Below are 21,803 nucleotides of genomic sequence, written 5' to 3' on the forward strand. Positions count from 1 at the left end.
GACTGCCCCCGGTTGAATGGTTCACAGGCAACCGGGGGATTAATCAGAAGAACAAACTCCCCCCGTTTCTGGCGGGGCACGGTCATAGTTATCAACGACGATGACAACGTCCCCCGGGCATCTTTTTGGGCAAAGACGGGATAAAGATCTTCTGAATAACGGCCATTCCGTCAGGGCGTTCTGATAATGCCCCGCCCGCCCCGTGAAATGAACACCATAGGAGGCCAGACGATATGCCATCACTGAATAGAAGGCATCCACTGCCCCCGGAGTCTCTCCTCGGTAGAACCCACCCCGGGTCGCGGCAAAAATAATTCCGATACGTTCGATTTCTGCTTCCGCTTCCGCGGATAACGCTACCGGCGCCGTTTCACCGGAGGCAACAAATGGCATTTGCCGGCGGACCTCAGCAAAACCTGAGTGTAATTCGGCACATAAGCTCCTTTCCTCAGCCCGTAAGGCTGCCTCTGCGGAATACAGTAAGCCGGGTTTACTTTCGTTTAAGTACTCTGTGATAGACAGTGAATCATAAACAACAACATCACCGTCCCTGAGCACGGGCACCCGCCCGGTCGGTGATAAGCGTTTGAGTTCCCGCCTGCTCTCTTCGTTGCTGAGGTCAAAGATACCCGGTTCCGGGGGTATCCCGGCAATCTCCATACAGAGCAGCGCTCTCAGCGACCAGCTGGATTCTGTCCCGGCAAATAGTTTCATTTCAGGCTCCATGTTAACAGAACTATCATTTATAGCATTCCCTCCCGATGTCACACAACCCAGCTTTGTCGTTTATTATCATCACGTTATCTTTCTATCTGCCCTGCCCGCAGAGGGAGTAACAGCCATCCCTGCACAGAAGAACGCCCCCGCAAACAGGGCAGGCAAGACGTTGCGGGCCACACAACATTGACACTATGCAGTGCATATTATTTCAGAATACGTACGGAGGATATTTCCCGGAGAGAGGGTATCGCCAGGCGACGAATATGGGGCAAAGATATTCTGAAAATTTGAGCAGTGAAAATACGGGCGTATAGTTCACCATAACCTTTAAGCCGTAGATTTATGGCTGGTATTCAGCATAATACTCACCATACAACCGGCAGGCCAATGAAGAACGATCCGTTTCCAGACAAAGCGCGACATCCTCACCGAAACCACGCTCATGTAATTCGCATGCCGACGAACACTCTGCGAGAAGTCCCGGATTTTGCTGACGGTAATGTTGCCAGGCCGATAATGCCGCCAATGATTCAGGCGAACACCTGCCCCGTCCCATAGCTTCAATGATACTATCGGCGGCAATGTAATCTTCAACCGAAGGTCGCAGACCTCCGTCAGGCCACTGTTCTCCGCAAGGCACCAGTAATATTCGCTGAAAGTTACGACAGGCTTCTGCTGTAGCCGTTCTGTTCCTGAAGCATCCACTGAAAATGGCTGCGCCCGTTTCCCTGGCCCTGAACGAAATCGCAGAGCCATTCGGCGAGGGTAATACCAGTCTCTCTCCCTGGCCTATTTTCCTGAGTGAAACCGGCGAGAGTGTGTAGCCCTCACTCCCGTGTCGCCTTTCAAAATGTGCAGTAACGGCCCCTCTTTTCTCCCCATACTCCGTTGCTGAGGCGTCTTTACGGAGATACGGATAGATACGGGCACCGTTATCGATAGCCACGCTCACACAGGTAGAAAAAGACATAACATCAATAATGACGATACAATCGGCATCGGCTGCCAGATAATCGATGGCCGGCATTCCCCATTCAAGACGAACGTCAAAGGTTGCCTGACTAAAGCAGTGCATGATGATTTCTCCGTATGAGAGTTACAAACCGGTGTCACTATCAGCTCTGACCGGAATCGGCCGTAAGGCATGATACCCTGCTTTCGGGTGATATGGCCTGAAAAGAGATGGTTCCTGTGTGACCACAGGTCGCAATCACATTGTCAGAAACTGAACATAACAGGCAGAGAGTGGGAATATCCGTCGCCCGTAGATGCGGGGGAGTATCAATCAACGCCTCAGGGTATCTGCCTGCAGCAGGTATAAAGCGGGTTCCCGGTCGTACAACCGGAGAGAGAAAACATTCTCAATGTAACGCCCGGGTCAATACCCGGGCATCGATGAAAGACGGGGTTATTTTTTCACTTCACCCTGCATCGTTTTCTGCTCGCCCATCACTTTCAGTTTTTTCGAAATATCCCGGCGTTCTTTGGAGAGATCAGCATTTCTGATGATGTATTCATCGACCCGGTCTTCATAATCACTGCGCATACTGGCGATGATCTCCTGAATCGCTTCGATACTCATCCCGGGCTTAATATATTCACTCAGGTTATCCAGCAGCAGTACACGCTTCTGATTATCGCGGACTTTTTTCTCGTTATCAGCAATTTCGCGTTGCAGCTTGTTTTTACGGCGAAACATACGGACAAATTCGAGTACGTCCTGGAAGGATTGTTTGGCATTTTCCATGATAACACCTTTGTTTGACGCCTGTTCGGACAGGCGTGAGTTTCAGAATCGGTTGGGTTCAAATGAAGTCCCGGCATCACTACTGTGACTTCTAAAACTTTTCAATACCTTATCTTAGCGCAAAGGAATGGCATTTCACACGATACTGATTGATTACTTTCGCAACACCATTCGGATAAGTTCATGTAACCGTACCAGCTGACCATGTAACTCCAGACTCAGCCAGACGTAACCATACACGGGTGTCGCTTCTGCTTTCGCATGTTCAGCCTTCGATAACAAACCGCTCAGTTCACGTTTCATTTCATCAAGCTCTGCAATGGTGGCAGAGACCTGGTCGGTTTTCCCGGTTTTCAACATCCCGGAAAGTGTACGGAACAGGTTTTCTGTCAGCGCCTGGGTACGACGCAATGTCGGTGCATTCAGTAGCAGCAGATGACTCTCCCGCGAAGCCCACCACGCATTGATCTGCATCTCCAGCGTATAGACCATATTTCGCTGGATAGTCTGGATGGCTTCAAACACCGATTTAGGAATGCGTGTCTCTTTACTGGAAGGTTCCAGCAGGGAGCGTATTTTCACACTACCGGAAGTCAGTTGCTGAATAGAGGTATTCAGGCGGGGTTTTTCCAGTAAATTCGGTGATAAACCGGTCTGGTAGATTTTCAGTGAGGCGATTAATGCATCCGACATTCTGATGCGCCAGAAGGTATAGGCACGCTGCGCCCAAATCCCGGTGAAGATGACGGCCAGCACGGATCCAAAAATGACATCCCCTCCCCGCCATAATGCGGTCAGGAAATCACCGGGCGGAGCTCCGACCACCACACCGAGGGTAATGCCGATCAGTAAGGCCATATAAGGCCGTTTACCTAAGGTCAGATAACCACAGACAAACATCACAATACCGCACCAGGCCAGCATCAGCGGCAGCGAATACAACTCTATCTTCAGGGCTATCAGCCCCGATACAGAACCGGCAATCGTACCGATAATACGTTGTACAGCTCGCGGAAACACATTTCCCCAGGAAGAGATAGGCCCCATAACCACCACCAGCGTGATCAGTGGCCAGCTACCCTCAGGGATGTGTAATAAACGGACCAGCAAAAAAGACAGCAAAAAAGCAATGGCGATACGCACACCATGAACGGTCTGGTAATGGCGGTAAAGCCAGAATTCAGGTCGGGATATGGGCTTGTCAGGGCGCAAAATCATGTTCCGTTGGACTTTTCAGACCTCTATTTTTGCATATTACAAAAAAAAGATCCGTTGCAATTCATGGCGGTCACCGTCGGAAAACATAAAAAAACCCCGGTAAAGACCGGGGCTGAACAAATCCACAGGGCAGAAGGATTACAGTTTCTGCTTAATGTAGTCGGTGATGCGGGTAATGATGCCACCTTTAGCCACACTCTGTAAGGCGACTAACGGATAGCTGGCAATTTGTTTGTCTTTATCCATCACCTGGATTTCACCAATCGTTTGGTCCTGAGTCAGCGGAGCATCCAGCTCTTTATTCGTCAGTACATATTTCGCTTTAACATTGTTGATTTCACCACGAGGTAACGACAGATAGACGTCTTTCGCAGAACCTACATTCACCGTATGCGGGTTACCGTACCAGACATTCTCCGTTCCCAGAGGTTTGCCGGCATGGAATAATTGTACGGTATCGAAGTTGTTCTGTCCCCAGACCAGCAGTTTCCTTGCCTGATCTTCACGGCCTTTAGGGCTGTCAGCACCCATCACCACCGCAATCAGACGGTGGTTTCCTATGATATTACTGGCGATAATGTTAAAGCCGGCAGTTTCTGTATGACCGGTTTTCATTCCGTCCACATGCAGGCTGTTATCCCACAGTAGCCCGACACGGTTGTTCTGAGTAATACCATTCCATGTCATCGTCTTCTGACTGTACATGTGGTAGAACTCCGGCTCGCCATGAATAATGGCTCTTGCGACAATCGCCAGATCCCGTGCGGTACTGTACTGCCCCGGGGCATCCAGACCATGAACGGTTTCGAAATGGGTGTTTTTCAGACCGAGGTTGGCCACGACCTGGTTCATCATCGCAACGAAATTCTGCTGACCTCCGGCGACATAATCAGCCAGCGCCACACAAGCATCGTTACCTGAATCGACAATGACCCCCCGGCTCAGATCACGCACACTGATTTTATCGCCAGGCTTGAGGAACATCAGAGAAGAGCCTTTAAATACCGGATTACCTGCACCCCAGGCATCGGTACCGACGGTGACGATATCATCAGGAGAGATTCGTTTAGCATTAATTGCCCGGTCAACCACATAGCCGGTCACCAGTTTAGTCAGACTGGCGGGATTACGTCGTTCATCGGGGTTACCGGCTGTCAGCACCTGCCCGGTGGTCGCATCCATTAACACCCAGGAGGCCGCGTTGATAGGCGGTGGCGTCATTGAAACAGGGAAGGTAGTGTCATCGGCATGTGCCGCTGACGCCAGTAAAATCATACCCGATACAGTAATAAGCAGACGCCTTTTCAAGCTAAATTCCTCAATAATTTGGGTGGGTTGACAGGTTTTAGACGCCTTTTTACGGCATTTTTTCACTGCTGACATCTCTCAATTGTGAGAAAGTGTAAATCGCCAACCGGGGATATCTGCTGTCAAACGGGTTAACAGAAAACATCGTGCTATTCTGAGCCCTTTCCGCGGCGGCTGTCCGGCAATAACCTCCGCCACAGCGGGGAGTATTACCTGCCGGGGAAAGATTGCAGACTTGTCACCTTATCCCTTGAAATGAATCATTTTCTCACACCCTGAATGCCACTTTCAGCGCTGTGTGAATACCCTACGGAACAGTAAATTCGTCCGTCGTGTGGGATTTTCCCGGGGTGGGACAGGTTTAACGATTATCGCTGTCAGTGATCCGGGTCTGACTCAGGCCACGGTTCAGCAGTTCAGGATTATGCTGAGACTGATAACCGCCGGTGAAATGTAAATCTCTGTCAGAAACATAGCCTGTACGACAGAAAATGCTTAGTCTCTGAACAGCCTTTTCTGCTCAGGAGAACGTATGACGAAGATAAATAACATTACCGGGGTCCCGGATGGCCAGCTTTATGACCCGAATTATGATGCAGAAATCATCACTCGCCGGGAAGCGGCAAAGGCCCTCTGTATGCGCTATAACCAGACGGGACCGTCGCAGCGCCAAGCCCTTCTGCAGGAAATCGCCGGCAGTATCGGTAAGAGCCCCTGTATTGAGCCTCCTTTCTTCTGCGACTATGGCAGCAATATACACCTCGGCGACCACTTCTATGCGAATCACAATCTGGTGATCCTGGACGGTGCAGAAGTGAGGTGCGGTGATCATGTTTTCATTGCCCCGAATGTCGGCCTGTATACCGCCGGACATCCGCTGGACAGTGCACGAAGAAATGCCGGGCTGGAGTATGCCAAACCGATCACCCTCGGAAATAATGTCTGGATTGGTGCAGGGAGCTCTGTTCTGCCCGGAGTAACTATCGGAGACGGTGCAATCATCGGCGCCGGTAGTGTAGTATCCCGTGATATTCCCCCCAATGTGGTTGCCGTTGGTAATCCCTGCAAAGTGATCCGGGAAATCAACGAGGCAGATGCTGAAAGAACTGCGTTCTGAGCACGGATATCGCAAAACACCAGACTTAATGCCAGTGATTAAGATACTAACGATGGCCGGGGGTAAGGGTAGGAAAAAACAGTGAATTTTCATTCGGAGATTTGAGTTCGATAAAACCCGGCTTCCGATAAAACTCTTTTGCGCCATCGTTTAAAGCTTCGACAAACATGCCGCGGATGCCATCAGAAAAGAGAGATCAGATTACGACGCTAGTAAGTAACAAAATCAGTAACCCGGAAAGCAAAAGCCACCGGGAGGTAGGTTAACGAAGATTTAGTAAAATCAGGCAGCTGCTTTAGACGCGAATTTTATCTTAAGCTCTTGTTTTATTTGTATCTCGAAATCAGTGAAAAGCGCCACCGGTTTCACGCTTTTACCCTGCTTCTCAAGGCGAACGAAGCCTCTTGAGCTAAGAGTTTTTAAGGTAACCGATAAGTTACTTTTCTGTCGTCCGCTCATTTCGGCAAGCTCAGTGATTGTTTCTGGCTGCCGGGCATCCATAAGCTGTAGTAACTCAATGTTCTCATTACTTAAAACCTGAGCCAGTGCATTTACAGAGGTAAACCATAGTCTGGGCTCTCCCGGCTCAGGCTTGTACTCGCCTTTAACTATAGCAAGCATCCTTTGACGGATGTGCTCTTCAGGCATAACACCAATAAGAGCTTTCATATTTTTAACCTCGATTTTCTCGTTGTGCGACGACTTCTTCTGCCTCCCTGAAGAAGTCCTCAAGAAGCTGCGCTGCTGACAAAAACTCGTACGGGAATCCTTTATCGTGTGGAGTACGATGCCTATGGTCGTAAACTACTCTTCCTGAATAGTGACCTTTTTTAGGAGTTTTTATACCATGAGCATTGTCTATACCGTAGACGCGGGTATTGTATTGGTCGTGCAGTGTTAAGCTATACCTGATCCCATGCGGAATAAATGATGTAGGCTTAACTTCCCAGGCTTCAATTTTCCACCAATAACCATCATCCCGGTACACTGTGGAGCCATGTAGTGAAAGTAAGTAGTCTAACCCTTCATCTCTTTCCATATCGGCTTCCATTAGGTTATGATCTGATCATAACTATAATTACAACGATGTCAAACACAGCGAAGTACTTTGCCACAAAATGAGACATGCTCCACTGCCCCTTCAGCCGCTTCTCTTTCATAGCAAAATCATCATCAACTACCCTGTCGTATTTTGGCATTCAGCAACAGGATAATTTCCCTGCCCTTTGAAACGGAAACTGAAATTGATCACTCCTTTTGGTGATATCCTTGCGCTGACCACGCAGGTATCTGTACCCTCTTCATATCTGCTGACAAAGGGTCAGCCTGCCTGCACGGATTAGCCGGTGACGTCGTCACTTACGGGTAAACCACGAGCAGACAGATTAGCCGGTCGCCAGTCCCGAGGCCCCGGGGATGTACAGGAATGAACAAGGCAGAAAAATTGAACGTACGTAAATACCACCAGTTGAATCAACTGAAATTATGTGTAAAAGACAGGACGGTAAAGCATGAAAAATAAAGATGTACAGCCTACCTTCCTTTTCCATGATTATGAGAAATTCACCTCAATGCACTGATTTAAATCATATTGTAAAACCACGATTATCGGGTTGGTACAAAATTTGGTACAACCTTAGATTTTCAGCCCCGACTCACAAACTCTTCACGAAGTACGTCACCACTCCGATCACCCTGGTATCGTCCAGTGCGTCACCTTCGATAATTCCACCGTCAGTAATGAACCGGCCGGCACCTACCGTGGCAAATACTTTCTGGCCGGACACCTCCAGTAAGACGACCTTTCCCATCTTCGCCCGCAGGCCCGGAATCTGCTGCGGGGGATGGAAAGGCCATATTTACCTCTTAGCTGCTGATAACCGCGTTCGTGATATAAATCCCCAGCTTTCTCATTCCTTCCCGCGTAGGGTGTATTCCGTCCTGGAGGTACTTGGCAAGAAACTTATAACTGAATCCGGCGTTGTTTGTGCAGTCAATGTGAGGTAATGAGTAGTAATTAGCTATCTGTTTACACAACAGGGAAACTCTGTCCATTTTGGACTTATCATCCTGTCTATGCACATTACTCATGATAAAAATTTCTGATTCCAGGTTTTTGCTCTTTACGTACTCGATGAAAAGAGCGACATTACCGACATAACTGTTAGGGAAACTTTCCCAGTAGGCCAGTTCATCAGCGGCATTGTAAACATTCCCGGAGGGAATTATTTGATCAATCGTCTGATCCGGAATGTCTGGCTGGTCGTTTGTACCAATCATCAACAAAACTGCTTTACAGTCTGTGAAGTCAGGCACCGGCCATACGTCAGTATCCGTTGTTTTTCTTCTAGCAAGACCATCAATACGAAGCTTATCAACCATTCGGTCAGCTTCTGATCCGTTAGTCGCAAAGTCTTGTAACAGGCATCGGGTGGCGGTAGCAAAATACGGAACCCAGCCGCCATTATAATTCGTCGTGCTGATGCTGTCGCCAAATACAAATACTTCCTGCCCAGCAAAACGGTTATGACCGAAATAGTCATCCTGCCTCTCTGCAGATGCAGGAATATTTATTAATCCGGTAAACATCTCTGCAGGATAATAGTTACTCTCCTCTAATGCTGATTCAAGATCGGAGAATATACCAACACTAAACCCGTCAGAGTTATATTGAGTAAAGGCAGTATTAACAACCAGTGCTTCTGCATTTTCCGGCACAGCAATTGCGTAAACAAGATACCCTGATTTACTTGTCCCCACCCACGGATAGAATGGTGAGTTTATATAATTACTATCAATCCAGGACTCTTTATCAGAAAAGAAAGATAATCCCCGACCTGATCCGGAATTGAAATCACCAGCCGTATTGAAAACATAAAGTATTTTATATCCATTAACGAGCAATGATACGCTTTTAGCAGTGTACAGTGACCCATACTGGCCATCTCCGTTTATGCCGTATCCATCCGGGTTTTCAGCTGTCAGCGGTGTAAGGTTTCCGGAATAAACCAATGACAAATCATCCCTGCTCACACCGATGATCCTTTTACCGTACAGGCTTGTTATTTTTTCTTCAGTAATCCCTGTTGCTTTATCGTAAATATCGCTTATTTTCGGGCTGATATAGACACTAAACCCATTCGGATTGTATTGAGTAAAGGCAGTGTTGACAACCATACAAGCAGCGCCTTGAGGAACGATAGTTGTGAATACACTTACCCCATTGGCATCCTTACCTGCGGCTTCCAGTGATGGCAGAGAAAGCAGATTTTCATCTCTGATATAATATTTATCACTGTAGAATGCCAGTCCCCTGCCATTATTCAATGCGAAGTCTCCAGCGCTATTAAGCAGATATAGCCTTTCACCCTCTGTCACCGGAATGGCAACCGAAGTTGCTGTATTCAGGACTGAAAACTTACCATCCCCGTTTACCCCGTAATTATCCCATTGCATATATGCAGATGCCGTAAGATTCCCCGCCCTGACATAGCCAACCGATTTATTATAATTCACAGAAGTCATTGAGTCTGTCGCTTTAATTGGCTGGTTTGATATTGTAATTTTATCTGCTGTGGTTTCCGTTTTGTCAGAACCCTCTGCCGCAGTGATCGTACTGTAGATATCGACAGAAAATCCATTTGGATTTAATGATTCCCATGATGTGTTTATTAATAGCACCACTGCATCTTCAGGGATTTCCAGCTTATACACAGTAAGTCCTGAAGATGTTTTTAATTCTGTGGGAACTGGTTGAATTAATGTTATGTTTGTAGAAGATGAATAGTTATTTAAATCCGTATAAAATGCACCAGATCTTCCGCTGCCCGCATCAAGGTCTCCAGCACTATTTGTCAAATAAAGCTTATCATACGATAATACAGGAATAACATTACATGACGCCCCCGCTTGTCCAACAAGCTCCCCTTGGTAGTTTATACCGCTGCCGTCAATTGTTTTATAAACAGATTTATCCCCCAGGTACCCTTCGTATGCTACAACACTATCAAGCGCATTATTGCCAATAATCTTCGCAACTTCTACTGCCGACCCAGAGCTGTTTTTATAATAAATAAAAGCAATGTCATCTGTGGAAGAAGGAACCCTGAAATACTGACCGTCTGTAGTTCCGGAAATGCCTGTCGCTGTATCCGAAAATGTGAAGCTGCCGAGGTCGAGAGAGGTAATAATTTCCTGAAGTGCTGCAATACCTTTCAGTTTCTTCCCTGTCCTGCTAACAACCTCAACAGTGTCGCCATTGATTAAATCATCAAGAACGATCGCATTGTCCTGCAGGTCCAGTGGAGAGTTTGAAGGTACAGCATTGCCAGTATTATTAAGCGCCATTTAAAGCCTCATATATGAGAAAACCCGCCGGAGCGGGTTGGTTGTTGTGAAATTTTATTAGCTGACGTCACCAAGATAGGTATCGTCATCATGCTGATAGAACCGTTCATCGTAGGCCGTAGCCGTCACCTGGCAGGTCCCGTCACTCTCCGGTGCAATCTCTGAAACCAGTGAGTCATAGCCCACGCTTTCAGAGCTGCAGAAGATCACCCGCGGCGGCTCAATTGCCCCCATACTCATCTCCCATGTTTCCGGTGAAATATCGGCGCTGTAAGGGATACTGAAAGTGAAGTCATTAATCTGAGTGGGTGTAAGCAACGCTGATGCACTGCCATCCTGGTACCGGATAACAATTCGTGGGTTGGTGAAGGTCCAGTCGAGAGGTTCCGATACGCCTATGGTTATCAGGTCGCTGGTATAAGTCATATCAGTGACAAGACAGCTGATTGTGTCACTGCCGGGAATATCGTCCGTCAGTATCAGTCTGTCACCAAACCGATAGCACAGCGCATCAAGTTCAGTGGATAAAGAGAAAGATAAGCGCTGATAGGTGTACTTCATTAGGCGGCGCATACCGATTCGATAAGCCCGATCCTGCGTCACCACGCCATCCAGTTTATATGCCTCCACTTTATTCGGCGTCGGATTATCAGAGGTTCGGCACTGGACCGTTTCCTCAGCCCAGGTCGTTGAGCTGATAAACGTGACATCCACACCGTCATAGTCATCCGAGGACGGTGCCTTGAATGAGGTCGTCAGTTCTTCTGTTGTTTCCTGCGGGCTGATCACCCCGGACCAGCTTTTTACCCCTTCCCGGCCTACCGTCGCCAGCCCGTCACTAAGGTGAAAGTACCCCATCCCGGCTGTTGCGATCTTCTGCATGATATCCAGCATTGAGGTACTGTCAGTGTCAGCGGAGAAATCGAACGTTTCACCGCGTGGCGTCCAGTAATTAGTTTCCAGTGCGTTTATGGCGTCAGTGTCTATCTGCGCCCCGGTATCGGCGAGAAGATGATTCAGTGCACCGCCGATGCTCCGGGATGTGTAGCCATCATAAAGACGGTTAGCAACTACACTCACCCTGCGGTCTGACTGTGACGCTAGGCGGTTACCGGTCCGGATAGTGACACCCAGTGTGGTGATGTTTTTGTAACTGCCCGGTCGTTTGGATAGTTTCGACCTCATCGCCTGCCACTGCACAGAATCACGGGTGGTACCGCCCCATACCGGAGTATCACGCTTCATGCGGAACTCATAATTACCGGCAGACGGCAAATTTATGACATTGGTGTACCCAATTTCATTAACCGTAGTGTTGCCGTGCGTAATGGTTACCGAGGTCCATTCCGTATCTCCTAAGAGACGATACTGCACGGTGATCTGTACCTCATGGTAATGCCATGCCCCATCCTTACTTCCGATATCGACAAGGCCTTGCGGGTAGATGAAATTAAGCTCTACTTCGGTAGTGGTTTCACCATTCGGGCAGCATAAAAAAGGCCCCATCCAGGTGTAGCTGTCATTAATCCCTGTGACAGTGGCGTCCAGCAAAGTGCGCTCTGTAAACCCCGGCCAGTCTGCATCAACTTTCGTCGTGCTTGCAGTTGTTGTGGTTGCGGCAACTTCGATAATCCGTTCAACGGTAATGGCTAGCCCGTCAACATCGGTGATCTGGTACTGGTTACCCTTCGGCCCGAAAGCGATCCTCTGCGTACCGGTAGGCATGCCATTAAACAATGTGCCGGTCGCACTACCATATGCCAGGGTGATTGATGGCAAAACCTCCGGAGTCCCGCCACTTGATGCGGTTCCGCTAACAACCACCGGAGAGCCGCCAAATATGGCGGAAGGCAATACGGTGTAGCCAATACTGTTCCCACTGAACGGGCTTGTAGGCTCGACAATTTCAAGCCGGCCGCTATTATCCTGAGCAACTAACCCGCTGCCCGTTAACTGGTCTGTGATCGTGTCAACCAGACCAGACATCGTGGTGTAATTGGCAGATAGTGAAATGATATATCTCACGCCTGACCAGGTCAGAGTGAACGACAATGCAGACGAACTGAAGTCATATGTCGTCGGAGCGGCGCTGGCTGTTACTGATGCGGCATTACCGCCAACACCCGGCACTGCTGTAGTCCCTTTGTCATACGACGCAATATATAAGTCATAATCGAATGAGCTCCATTCCGCGCTTACCGGCATTCCGACGTAGGGAGCCAGTTCAGTGAAATCACCATAAATCCGCGTGTGCCCCGACTCCGTCGCTACTGTGAAGCTGTCCGGTACAACCACTGTAAGGAGTGTCCCGCTCACCCAGGAGTCAGGAACCTTAGTATCAGTTTCTGCCGCTGTATCATCGTCATCATCATCTGAAGCTGTTTCCCCTATCAGAGTGATAGTGTTCCCGGACACAGCAATAGCATCAGCGCTGATACTCACTTTATTTGAGCCCGTCGATGCCAGATCAAGGCCGGACGTTCCGGAAGTAGTGCCGCCAACCTCGGTCGAGTTATACCAGTTGTCTGCACGACTATCGCCAGACACGTCAGCGCCAGGAGCGTAGAGCGTAAACGTGGCATCATCTCCGAATGATGAAATAGGTGTATTCCCGATTTTGATATCTGCACTGCTGATTGAGAAATTCCCCACGCCAATACTGAGAAACATTTCTGTGCGGTAAATCTGCGGATCGCTGGTATCAAAACGACTGACAGGCTGGACAAGATAATCCGGATAAACCCGATATTGGCCGAATATTTCCCGGATTGGGTCGCCAAGCTTTGCGGTATTGGCCTGCGCCGGATTCAGGTTAAGCTGATCGCCCGTTGCGGTCGAAGCCCCCTTTCCGAGCTTTGACATCATCACGATTGAGTACGCCGCTGATGCCACTGAAATTACAACCGCTGCAACCACAGCCCAGGTGACGGGGTCGGCTCCGGGTATTGGGTACACTTTCACATCTGCATCTGGCCTGATATAGCATAATGCCCACTCACCGGGCGACACCGCGCGTCGATTGACCTCGAAGATAACTCTTTGCGGATTATCTGGCCCATAGCCACTGACGTTTTCCGTCATCCATTGATGAATGGTCGTGTCACCATGCTCATGTGTTTCCAGCGGCTCACCTGGCAGTCTTGATGGGTAAATTCTGATGGTCACTGGTAATACTCCACTTTCTGAAATCGCCGCTCAAAGCGGGCCATCGGCATAAAGGTGATATTCCGCTTCGGGTTGGATTCTGCCGCCATCAGTTCGCCATTGATCTCGACTATCACGGCAAGATGACCAATCAGGCCGCCGCTGTAGCAGGCTGCTACTGCGCCGGGAGATGGCTGGCACGGTTTTATCTGTTTACGGTATTCATCGCAGAAGTCGGCCATCTGTCGGCCGTCTTTCGTGACCGACTCAAACAGCGGCCACTCCGGAAGCCCAAGATCCCTCCTGACCTCATGAACAAGGCCGTAGCAGTCGAGAACCGGGTACACCCTTCCCCCCATCTGCCAGCGGACAGTCAGGTATTTATCTGGATTAAACATGGAAGCCTCTTAGCTGATGTAACGAAGCCCGGGATGATCGGGAAGTGTGTACCGGTAACGCGGCCACGCTGTATCAAGCCAATTCATGTAACCGGCGGTGATTTGCACCTGCAGTGAAGTCCATTGTCCTGTTTTGATAGCCATGGTGTAAGGCGTTGATGACGGCGCTGAAAGGTCAGAGGAAATGTATTGCCGGTATGTCACTGTAGCTCCGCTGAGAGAACTCAGAGCATTCCGGATAGTAGTGGAGACAATCCCGTCAACGTTGCTGATCGCTATATTCAAATCCTGCGTACCGTCAGTGTTTCTGGCCGGCAGCGCGACATCCATAGCGCATGCAGTAAACGTCAGGCTATTGCCACTCTCATCTGTAGCGACGATGTCGTCATACCCCTGACAGAGATAATAAACGTCATCGCCTACATTGATTTGCAGAGTGTTAATCAGCACTTCCGGGCCGGACGATGCATAGAGCCGGTTTAATACTGTCATGCCTGCGGCCACTCCTTGTTGATGGCAATATCAATGATGTCAGAGCCGATAAGTAGCTCCGGATAGTTACCCCAGCCAACCGGCGGCAACGGTCTTTCCCACAATTCCAGCGTTGCGGTATATTGCCAGTAAATAGGCGCAACCAGCGTCGGGCCCTGATAACTATCCGTAAACCGGCATTTATAGTCCTTGGTGCCGACCGGAGTCTGCAGGCGCATATAGAACCAGGATGCACCGTCTGTAAGAGCATCCCGGAACCACGCTTCAAATACCTGGCACTGCGGGTCAGTGGTAAACAGCCAGGTCACTGACGCCTGGGTGGGAGTTGAGGTATACAGCCTGCGCTGCCTCGCACGACCGGATGTAAGGTCTGTGCGCCGGAGCGGGCTGATAGGCTGGAACGCATAGCCATCCTGCTGAGGTAATGGCAGATATTGGTGTGGATAGTAGATGTCTGCCATTAACCTGTTCTCCTTGAAGTGTTATATCCGGCAGTCAGTGATTTATGCACTTGCCCCTTTCCCGCGGCCAGATCTCCTGCAACCATCTTGTAACCCTGCTGAGCGCCCTGTTTTGCGGCTTGCTGCATAAGCTGGATGGTTGAGTCAGAGGGGTTACCATTGATAGTGATCGGGGGTGCCTGAACCGTTAAATGCGTCACATTTGATTGGTTATTACTGACATTTTTAGCGCCAGTCCCGAAACCTGACCGTGACAGAGTGGCATCCAGCCCGTTTCTGCGAATGGCTTCAAGATTGCTGACGCCGATCCGCTTCGTTGCCGCAGCATCCATAACGAACTCCTGTCCGTGAACAACACCGGCAACATCACTCACACCACCATTACCGGTATACCCCCCGGACTGGAAGCCCGTCGCAGCAATGCTGGTAATACCTGATGTTATGCTCGCCATTGACGCGGCGACTGTCGCATAGTCGGCTAACTTTTGATAAATGGTGAGTGCGGAAGGGTCGGCCATTACCTGAGACAATGCCGTGTACATGTTCAGGGAAGCCTGTGCAATAGAGAATGCCTTACTCACAGCAAATGCGGCTTTGTATGCTGCTGACTGCTGTCCGAACATGGTGTTCATAGAGTCAGTGATGGATGAAAATGAACTCTGTGCTGCACTTAATTCAGAGGCATAGGTTGCAGTAGAGATCATCTGCTGGTTTTGCATTCCTGTCTTCTGGATTGCATTCAATTGAGTGCGCTTTTGCTCCTCATTCAAAAGCGTATTTTTAATAATTTCCTTTTGCTGCTGATCCAGCCACTTGGCATAGGCTAACTGGGCTTTCTTGAGCTGCTGAATTGTCTCAATCTCAGGATTGGACTTCATCCCCATAATACTCATGCCCTGGCTGGACAGGTCTGAGTTAGTCGCTCCGGACTTTAAGCTACCTCCGGATTTATTGACCGCGGAGATCACCTGGTCAGGCAACGGATTTTTGCTTATTGCCTCCCCGGCCTGTCTTGCTGCGTCCTCTGGGGATAGCTTTTTCAGCGCCACCATGTCCTGAAGTATTTTTAACCGCTTCTGCAGGGTGTCATTCTGCTTCTGTTCTTTAGGCTCAATCTCCAGCATCATCTTCCGGTAGTCATCCAGAGTGGTGACACTTTTCTGAAGTGCCTCCTGTCGCTTGTATGCCTGTTCAATTTCAGACTGCTGACTGAGAAGCGAACGCTGGTCTGCAGTTATAGGCTGGTTCTGGGCTACTTTCTGACGAATGTCTGCGATCTGCTGTTCAAACTTAATTCTCTGCTGAGTTACGGAAGACAGCTTTTCAGTCGTATTCAGTTGCGATACCAGCGCTGCTGATTGCTGGGTAATTTGCTCCAGCAGGCGACTGCCTGCATCTTCGGTGTAGGCTTTCCCCTGACGCTGCTTCGGTGCCGCCGGGTCCTTATACATTTCATTGATGCGGCTTACACGATTGTCATATTCTTTGAGGCTGATAACGCCGGCATCAAGGTATGTTTTCTCCAGCTTGATAGCTTTGGCTCGTTTCTCTGCGGCTGTCGCAAATTGCTCACCGTCTTTATCAGACTGTTGTTGTAAGGTTATTTGCCGCTGAGTTGCTGCATTAGCACTGCTTATAGCGCCGGAAAGGTCATTTTGCAGGTTCACAGCAGACTGCAGAATATCAACATTTGCATTCGCCTGTGACGTTCTGCCGGTTACATTCCCCCAGACGTCTCGCGTATAGCCCGCAGACGAATTGGTGAGTTGCTTTTTGGCATCATTCAAACGCTCCTGTAACGTCTCCTCACGACCTGCATCCAGCATTTTATCCCATGCAGATTTGGCCGCATTACCGAGCGTATCCCACGCTGACTCGATATACCCGAGGTTCTGCCTGATGTCTTTTGCGCGGCTACTTAATGCCGTGGCATAAGCGTCACTTGCTATTCTTGCGGCATCCTGTTGATCACCCTCATCCTGAAGCGCCTTAACCTGGTTGTAGGTCGCCAGCGTGAGGAAATGGTACTGGTCGTTCAGTTTTGTGATCGCCGCTACCGGGTCATTGGCAATATTGCTGAAATCGGAGACTAATTTATCAGTGGCCTGTCCGGTTGCATCGCTGATGCTGACGATTGCAGCAGAGACTTTCTGTAGAGAGTCACCGGCAATATTACCAGCCGATACTACCTGATTAATCACCGATGCCGCTTGACCATGCGTTGACCCTGTAACATTGCTGATAGTGGTCGCCATATCCGATAGCTGATCGGCGGTCTTTCCAACCTGGTTACCGGTGAGTATCAGAGATTTACGGAAATCCTCCTGCTCAGCGGCCCCTTCATAATAAGCAAGCCCGAGAACGCCAACGGCTGCAGCCGCCACTGTAAAAGGATTTACCAGCCCTGCGACATACGTGCCAACGCCCTTAATGGTGGCCCCGAGCCCGCCAAACATTCCGGTAAGCCAACCGCCCTGCTGGATCAGAACCATAAACGGCGACTGGCCACTGGCAAGGCCGCTTAAGATATAAGACATTTGCATCGGCAGCATTTGCATTGCATGAGCTGTGGTGTGTGACACTTCAGCAGTTTTTTGCAATTCATCTCTGGTTTTGGTCAGAGCTGCAGATAATTCAGTGTAACGGTCTGTGGATAGCATCCCGGAAGATTTAGCATCATCAAGCTGTTGCTGCTGTTGGGATAACTTTCTGAACGATTCGCCAAGCGGATCAAGCTGAGCTACCAGCCTTTGCAGTGATGCGACCTGTGCGTCATGCGCCTTCGCTGCGTCCCGCTCGGCCTGGGCTTCTCCGTTAACTTCACGGCGTGCCTCGTCTACCTTTTGGGCGTAAAGCCCATATTGATCTGCACTGATTTTGCCACTGGACAGAGCTGCTGACAGGTCATTCTGCTGTTTCTCCAGGTTACGGAGGGCTGAGGAAACAGGATCGATTTTATCCAGCATCCTCTGGAACGACTGCTCTTGCTGCTCTCTTGCTTTTGCTGCATCGCGCTCAGCCTGGGCTTCCCCTGTAACCTCTTTTCTGGCACGGGCTATGCTTTCTGAATATTTGTCATATTCATCACCGGAAATCTTCCCTGAGGAAAGTGCGGATTGGAGTGATTGCTGATCCTGCTCCAGTCGACGAACAGATGCTGACACCGGGTCGAGCTTATCAAGCATTTTCTGGAGTGCCAGGGCTTCGGCTTCATGAGCTTGCTGAGTGGCTTTAGCAGCTGCTGCAGCTTCTCTCTCAGCCTGGGCTATACCAGTTAGTTCATCATCAACCTTCTCGTATTTATCGACTAAATTACCCAGAATTTTATCGTAAGTATTAAACTGGGACTCGTTAATCAATCCTTTAGAAAACGACTGGGATAGCTGCTTGCTCATGCTATCCAGTTGAGACAAAGCCTTATTTGTCGGCCTGATTTTTTCGAGTAACGAGTTTAATGACTTCGCTTCATCTTCGATTGCCTTTGAAGCATCAGATGCCGCCTTTGGGCCCTGTTTCAGCCATGAATTTAAATCTTTGGTAGCGGAGGATAGGTTATCAGTTGCAGTTTCTGCCTTTTTACCCTCCTGAGAGAGGTTGACCAGTGCACTCGTCAGTGTTTCAGCACTTTTTTGAGCCCCGGAGCTGTCGATGATGACGGCGAGGCGGGATGTTTGTTCTGCCATTTGCTTTTCTCCGGGCATAAAAAACCCCGCCGGAGCGAGGTTATGGGCAATAATTTATTTTCTTAAAAAGTGAAATAACTTATTTATTCAGATGATTAATTAATGATTCATCGAACTTATTGTGCAGAGACTCCGGAATTCTATCCTTTATCGCTGTTAACTCCCCTGAGTATTCATCCAATAATTCCTGAACACTTTTCCTTTCGTTGCCAATACGCATCCTTGTACAAATATCGCTCACCTTAAAGTCATCGAGAATCACGGAGTCTGCTAAGTTCCTGGTAACTTCGATTTTTGCAATAGGTACAAGCGCAGACTTCGTAGGTAAGGGTTGCAGATCGCTTCCACAATGCTTGCACTTGATTGCCTCTGGCTTCACCATCTCAGCACAATACGGGCACTTAACGAGCCCCTCAGAAAGCTGCTCTTTCTCTATTGCCTTGTGGTCTCTTTTAATGCAAAGGGAGTGAATAAGGGCAACGATGAATAGTAATGCACCATAAATCCACCACGCACCAAATGAGCGACCTTTGCTACTTGCTATCGCTGCAGGTATGCAGCCTAGAACGGCACAGATTAGCAGTAATTCCACATCCCTATCCCCATTAGTAAAGTTAAGACCAATCCTAAAGGGAAACTTATGCAAAGGGAAGCAACGAGCTATGCTGATGCTCATAAAGAAAAAAGCCACCCGGAGGTGGCTTCATATTAGTTCGCGTTTTCACAACCAGGCTGTGAACGGTCAATCACCTGATTACCCTCAACGATGAAGCCGAACTTACCAAAGAGGAAAGAGTGATTGTACTGAGTTACCACTAAATCAGATAACGCTACAGAGCACTTATCTTTCTCGATAGCGTTGTCTATAGCTGTTTTAACGTTAGGTATTCCCAGAGGGAAAATCACAACAGGCGCTGAATCTTCACCCGTAACACGAGCACCCTTGATGAAGTGATTTGAGTTGATGTCATAGTTTTTCGTACTGCCTATCGTCAGGTCAGCAACTCGTGCACTACACCCGCTAAGTAAAGCCACACCAACAACCGCTAGGGCGAACATCTTTTTCATTATTCTGTTTCCATTTGATTGCAATCAGAAACATCTTAACAAGAAACGGATTCACTTCAATAAAAAATACTTAACAATCAATCTTCATCTCCATCTTCATCATTCTGATCTCTCGCCCATTCATCGCGGTAAACGTCATCCAGGGCGAAAATCGCCTCCTCCAACAACTCCCGGTCAATCGTTACGGGCCTTGACGCCAGGTAGGTATCAACGTCCCTGAGAGATAATGGAAGCGGTGACGCCATCATGCCGACATATTGCCTGCCGCGACTGATAGCGGCATAGGCCGACAATATCAGCGCGGTCATCTCATCAATTTCAGGTTCGTCGCTTGGCTTAATGCCCAGGCGTTCTTCACGCCAGCGATTACGCTCACCTTCAGGCCCCGAATACCGGTTAAGCCACTTCTGCGCGGCTATTACTTTCCCACGGCATCCTGTTTTTGTTCTTCTTTACCGGCGGCAATATCTGAGCCAGCTTTGAGGATGAACCAGTAGAACTCCGGATTTTGTTGCAGGAAAATCAGCCCGGCTTCCGGCGTGTAAGGGATCGCCTGCTCTTTACCGTCGACAACTTCACCGACACCCTCCCAGTCAAGCAACAGGTGTCCGGCACACGTTTCCAGCAGCAGATCGTCCATCGAGTCGATGTCACCCACAGAATTCAGACTAAAATCAGTGGTGCCGGCTTTAAACAGGTTGTCCAGCTTATCGATATGGCGGCGCACCAGTGCGCTGCGGGATTTGAACCCGTGACTTGATACGCTGCCGACTTTGAGTTTCAGACCCTCTACCGGCTCAATCCAGCGGGTTCCGTCAGCGTCCAGGTGTTTATTAATAATTAACATAGTGCCTCTGCGTTAAAAGGCCCGAAGCGTCACGCAGAGCGCAACGGGCAAAAGGTGGGATTATTGTGCTGCGGTTACGGTGACTACTGAAGTCGCTACGAATGACCCGTCACTTGAAGTGGCAGTAATGGTCGCATTGCCCGCGGCGACACCTGAAGCGGATACTTGTCGTCCAGTGTTTGTTACGGTTGCAATCTTCTCGTCGGAAGACGCCCATGTAACACCGACATTTGATGCATTATTAGGCAACAAAGCGGCTGTGAGAGCGACAGACTGACCGACGGCAACTGACGCAGTGGTCGGCGTCACGGTGATCCCGGTGACCGCTACTGCCGCCGGAGCGCGGGTGATGGTTGGTGGAATATCCGAACCGGTGATATTCAGCTTCACCTGAACAATGTCGGTATTGCCGCCATCAGGCCAGTCACCATCAACCTGCACAGAAGGAAAATCGAAGGTGTAAGAGCCTTCATCATTCGCAATTGTGAAGCTGAATGGCATCGCAGCACCGGTCAGCGTTTTTTTCCACGTTTCATAGGCCGATTTTGACCATGAAAGGGTAATTTGCCCGGATGGCGTGAACGTGGTCGGGATGTTCGCGCCAGCAAAGCCAGTGCCGGTACCGATACAGCGCTGCGTTTTCAGTCCGTTATCAAACTGGATATCAAAGGTATCCACACAGAAACCTGAACCGCCAGCAATACCATTCAGGCTGATTGCCGTTACCTGCTTAAACGAGTAACGCAGTGTGCCGGCCGCATCCGTTGGAGAGTCGAAATAACTGGTGCCGTCGTCTTTATCGTTCCAGTCAAGGCCAGCCAGGGTGATCGTAGCCTGCAAATCACCATCGTTCGGGATTTCCAGCTTAAAGGTGCCGACCTGGCAGCCGGTAGCAATTGACGCTACGCCAATATCTGAGGCGAATGACGCCACGGAAAACGCGATGCGGTTATTCCCCATAGTCAGCACGTTATCGACCCAGTCATTGCCGAAGCATGATGCAAGGAAGTCATCATGCTGGCCGTAACGGTATTTGCAGACCACATCACCGCCGACATCAGTGGTGCCCGGGGTCTTACCGTTCGCCATGCGGGTGCCGCCAATCTCCGCGTTCTCTACCATGTTCTGAGTGGGTTTCAGACCGTTAGTGACGCGTTTTAAAAGCAGCCACGCCGGACTGGCCGGAGTGGTTCCTGGTGTTGTTTCACGGCAATATGCCGTTTGAATCTTAGCGCCTGAACTCACAGGAGCCT

20 protein-coding genes and 2 pseudogenes are annotated in these 21,803 nt (G+C 49.3%); 1 reads left to right on the plus strand and 21 read right to left on the minus strand.

Going from position 1 to position 21,803, the window contains the following annotated elements; translation table 11 throughout:
- Positions 1–39: 39 nt before the first annotated feature.
- The 5 genes from CG67_RS02375 to dacD form a co-directional block, all read right to left on the minus strand.
- The gene (locus CG67_RS02375) at positions 40–714 is read right to left on the minus strand and encodes a glutathione S-transferase family protein (protein ID WP_025901381.1); all 675 of its coding nucleotides are present in this window, start codon (positions 712–714) and stop codon (positions 40–42) included.
- Positions 715–1,060: 346 nt separating this feature from the next.
- A complete protein-coding gene (locus tag CG67_RS02380; RefSeq protein ID WP_025901382.1) occupies positions 1,061–1,795 on the minus strand; it encodes a 2-phosphosulfolactate phosphatase in 735 nt (244 codons plus the stop codon).
- Between the two features lie 333 nt (positions 1,796–2,128).
- Positions 2,129–2,467, minus strand: coding sequence for a DUF496 family protein (locus tag CG67_RS02385; RefSeq protein ID WP_025901383.1), 339 nt, complete (start codon positions 2,465–2,467; stop codon positions 2,129–2,131).
- Positions 2,468–2,620: 153 nt separating this feature from the next.
- A complete protein-coding gene (locus CG67_RS02390) occupies positions 2,621–3,679 on the minus strand; it encodes an FUSC family protein (protein WP_025901384.1) in 1,059 nt (352 codons plus the stop codon).
- A gap of 144 nt (positions 3,680–3,823) precedes the next feature.
- Positions 3,824–4,993 (minus strand): serine-type D-Ala-D-Ala carboxypeptidase DacD, encoded by a 1,170-nt coding sequence (dacD, locus tag CG67_RS02395; protein WP_025901385.1) that lies wholly within the window; start codon positions 4,991–4,993, stop codon positions 3,824–3,826.
- A gap of 541 nt (positions 4,994–5,534) precedes the next feature.
- Between dacD and CG67_RS02400 the strand changes: the two genes are divergently transcribed.
- Positions 5,535–6,110, plus strand: a complete 576-nt coding sequence (locus tag CG67_RS02400) for a maltose acetyltransferase domain-containing protein (protein ID WP_025901386.1) — start codon at positions 5,535–5,537, stop codon at positions 6,108–6,110.
- Positions 6,111–6,156: 46 nt separating this feature from the next.
- On the opposite strand, the pseudogene CG67_RS18470 reads toward CG67_RS02400, so the two are convergent.
- The 16 genes and pseudogenes from CG67_RS18470 to CG67_RS02465 form a co-directional block, all read right to left on the minus strand.
- A pseudogene (locus CG67_RS18470) lies at positions 6,157–6,291 on the minus strand (N-acetyltransferase); the annotation flags it as partial.
- Between the two features lie 101 nt (positions 6,292–6,392).
- A complete protein-coding gene (locus CG67_RS02405) occupies positions 6,393–6,779 on the minus strand; it encodes a helix-turn-helix domain-containing protein (protein ID WP_025901387.1) in 387 nt (128 codons plus the stop codon).
- A gap of 4 nt (positions 6,780–6,783) precedes the next feature.
- Positions 6,784–7,149, minus strand: coding sequence for a DUF6516 family protein (locus CG67_RS02410; RefSeq protein WP_025901388.1), 366 nt, complete (start codon positions 7,147–7,149; stop codon positions 6,784–6,786).
- Between the two features lie 616 nt (positions 7,150–7,765).
- Entirely contained in the window at positions 7,766–7,921 is a 156-nt protein-coding gene (locus CG67_RS18225; RefSeq protein ID WP_160318955.1) for a hypothetical protein, read from the minus strand.
- A 55-nt stretch (positions 7,922–7,976) separates the two neighbouring features.
- Entirely contained in the window at positions 7,977–10,457 is a 2,481-nt protein-coding gene (locus CG67_RS02415; protein ID WP_025901389.1) for an SGNH/GDSL hydrolase family protein, read from the minus strand.
- Between the two features lie 57 nt (positions 10,458–10,514).
- Entirely contained in the window at positions 10,515–13,622 is a 3,108-nt protein-coding gene (locus tag CG67_RS02420; protein WP_025901390.1) for a host specificity factor TipJ family phage tail protein, read from the minus strand.
- Positions 13,619–13,999 carry a hypothetical protein gene (locus tag CG67_RS02425; protein WP_025901391.1) on the minus strand — a complete coding sequence of 127 codons (381 nt, stop codon included), beginning with the start codon at positions 13,997–13,999 and terminating at the stop codon, positions 13,619–13,621. Before CG67_RS02425 ends, CG67_RS02420 begins: the two co-directional genes overlap by 4 nt.
- A gap of 9 nt (positions 14,000–14,008) precedes the next feature.
- On the minus strand, positions 14,009–14,491 hold the full coding sequence (locus CG67_RS02430; protein ID WP_025901392.1) for a DUF1833 family protein: 483 nt from the start codon (positions 14,489–14,491) through the stop codon (positions 14,009–14,011).
- Entirely contained in the window at positions 14,488–14,952 is a 465-nt protein-coding gene (locus CG67_RS02435; protein ID WP_025901393.1) for a hypothetical protein, read from the minus strand. The genes CG67_RS02430 and CG67_RS02435 overlap by 4 nt, the downstream gene beginning before the upstream one ends.
- A complete protein-coding gene (locus tag CG67_RS02440; protein ID WP_025901394.1) occupies positions 14,952–18,635 on the minus strand; it encodes a phage tail length tape measure family protein in 3,684 nt (1,227 codons plus the stop codon). Before CG67_RS02440 ends, CG67_RS02435 begins: the two co-directional genes overlap by 1 nt.
- 79 nt (positions 18,636–18,714) lie before the next feature.
- Positions 18,715–19,227 (minus strand): zinc ribbon domain-containing protein, encoded by a 513-nt coding sequence (locus CG67_RS17980; protein WP_025901395.1) that lies wholly within the window; start codon positions 19,225–19,227, stop codon positions 18,715–18,717.
- Positions 19,228–19,343: 116 nt separating this feature from the next.
- Positions 19,344–19,703, minus strand: coding sequence for a hypothetical protein (locus CG67_RS02450; RefSeq protein ID WP_025901396.1), 360 nt, complete (start codon positions 19,701–19,703; stop codon positions 19,344–19,346).
- Between the two features lie 77 nt (positions 19,704–19,780).
- Positions 19,781–20,011 carry a hypothetical protein gene (locus tag CG67_RS02455; RefSeq protein WP_038024553.1) on the minus strand — a complete coding sequence of 77 codons (231 nt, stop codon included), beginning with the start codon at positions 20,009–20,011 and terminating at the stop codon, positions 19,781–19,783.
- Positions 20,012–20,121: 110 nt separating this feature from the next.
- Positions 20,122–20,550 carry a hypothetical protein gene (locus CG67_RS02460; protein ID WP_025901398.1) on the minus strand — a complete coding sequence of 143 codons (429 nt, stop codon included), beginning with the start codon at positions 20,548–20,550 and terminating at the stop codon, positions 20,122–20,124.
- Positions 20,551–20,610: 60 nt separating this feature from the next.
- Entirely contained in the window at positions 20,611–20,901 is a 291-nt protein-coding gene (locus CG67_RS18720) for an Ig domain-containing protein (RefSeq protein WP_371190659.1), read from the minus strand.
- Positions 20,878–21,795, minus strand: a pseudogene (locus tag CG67_RS02465) (phage tail tube protein); the annotation flags it as partial. The pseudogene CG67_RS02465 and the gene CG67_RS18720, both read right to left, overlap by 24 nt.
- Between the last annotated feature and the right edge of the window lie 8 nt (positions 21,796–21,803).

It is taken from the genome of Tatumella sp. UCD-D_suzukii, assembly GCF_000611875.2.
In the GTDB taxonomy this organism is placed as follows: domain Bacteria; phylum Pseudomonadota; class Gammaproteobacteria; order Enterobacterales; family Enterobacteriaceae; genus Tatumella; species Tatumella ptyseos.

Bases quoted from the DNA above. Each gene is read 5' to 3' on its own strand.
- CG67_RS02375 (WP_025901381.1), bottom strand. From the start codon at position 714: ATGAAACTATTTGCCGGGACAGAATCCAGCTGGTCGCTGAGAGCGCTG.
- CG67_RS02380 (WP_025901382.1), bottom strand. From the start codon at position 1,795: ATGCACTGCTTTAGTCAGGCAACCTTTGACGTTCGTCTTGAATGGGGA.
- CG67_RS02385 (WP_025901383.1), bottom strand. From the start codon at position 2,467: ATGGAAAATGCCAAACAATCCTTCCAGGACGTACTCGAATTTGTCCGT.
- CG67_RS02405 (WP_025901387.1), bottom strand. From the start codon at position 6,779: ATGAAAGCTCTTATTGGTGTTATGCCTGAAGAGCACATCCGTCAAAGG.
- CG67_RS02410 (WP_025901388.1), bottom strand. From the start codon at position 7,149: ATGGAAAGAGATGAAGGGTTAGACTACTTACTTTCACTACATGGCTCC.
- CG67_RS18225 (WP_160318955.1), bottom strand. From the start codon at position 7,921: ATGGGAAAGGTCGTCTTACTGGAGGTGTCCGGCCAGAAAGTATTTGCC.
- CG67_RS02415 (WP_025901389.1), bottom strand. From the start codon at position 10,457: ATGGCGCTTAATAATACTGGCAATGCTGTACCTTCAAACTCTCCACTG.
- CG67_RS02425 (WP_025901391.1), bottom strand. From the start codon at position 13,999: ATGTTTAATCCAGATAAATACCTGACTGTCCGCTGGCAGATGGGGGGA.
- CG67_RS02430 (WP_025901392.1), bottom strand. From the start codon at position 14,491: ATGACAGTATTAAACCGGCTCTATGCATCGTCCGGCCCGGAAGTGCTG.
- CG67_RS02435 (WP_025901393.1), bottom strand. From the start codon at position 14,952: ATGGCAGACATCTACTATCCACACCAATATCTGCCATTACCTCAGCAG.
- CG67_RS02440 (WP_025901394.1), bottom strand. From the start codon at position 18,635: ATGGCAGAACAAACATCCCGCCTCGCCGTCATCATCGACAGCTCCGGG.
- CG67_RS02450 (WP_025901396.1), bottom strand. From the start codon at position 19,703: ATGAAAAAGATGTTCGCCCTAGCGGTTGTTGGTGTGGCTTTACTTAGC.
- CG67_RS02455 (WP_038024553.1), bottom strand. From the start codon at position 20,011: ATGACCGCGCTGATATTGTCGGCCTATGCCGCTATCAGTCGCGGCAGG.
- CG67_RS02460 (WP_025901398.1), bottom strand. From the start codon at position 20,550: ATGTTAATTATTAATAAACACCTGGACGCTGACGGAACCCGCTGGATT.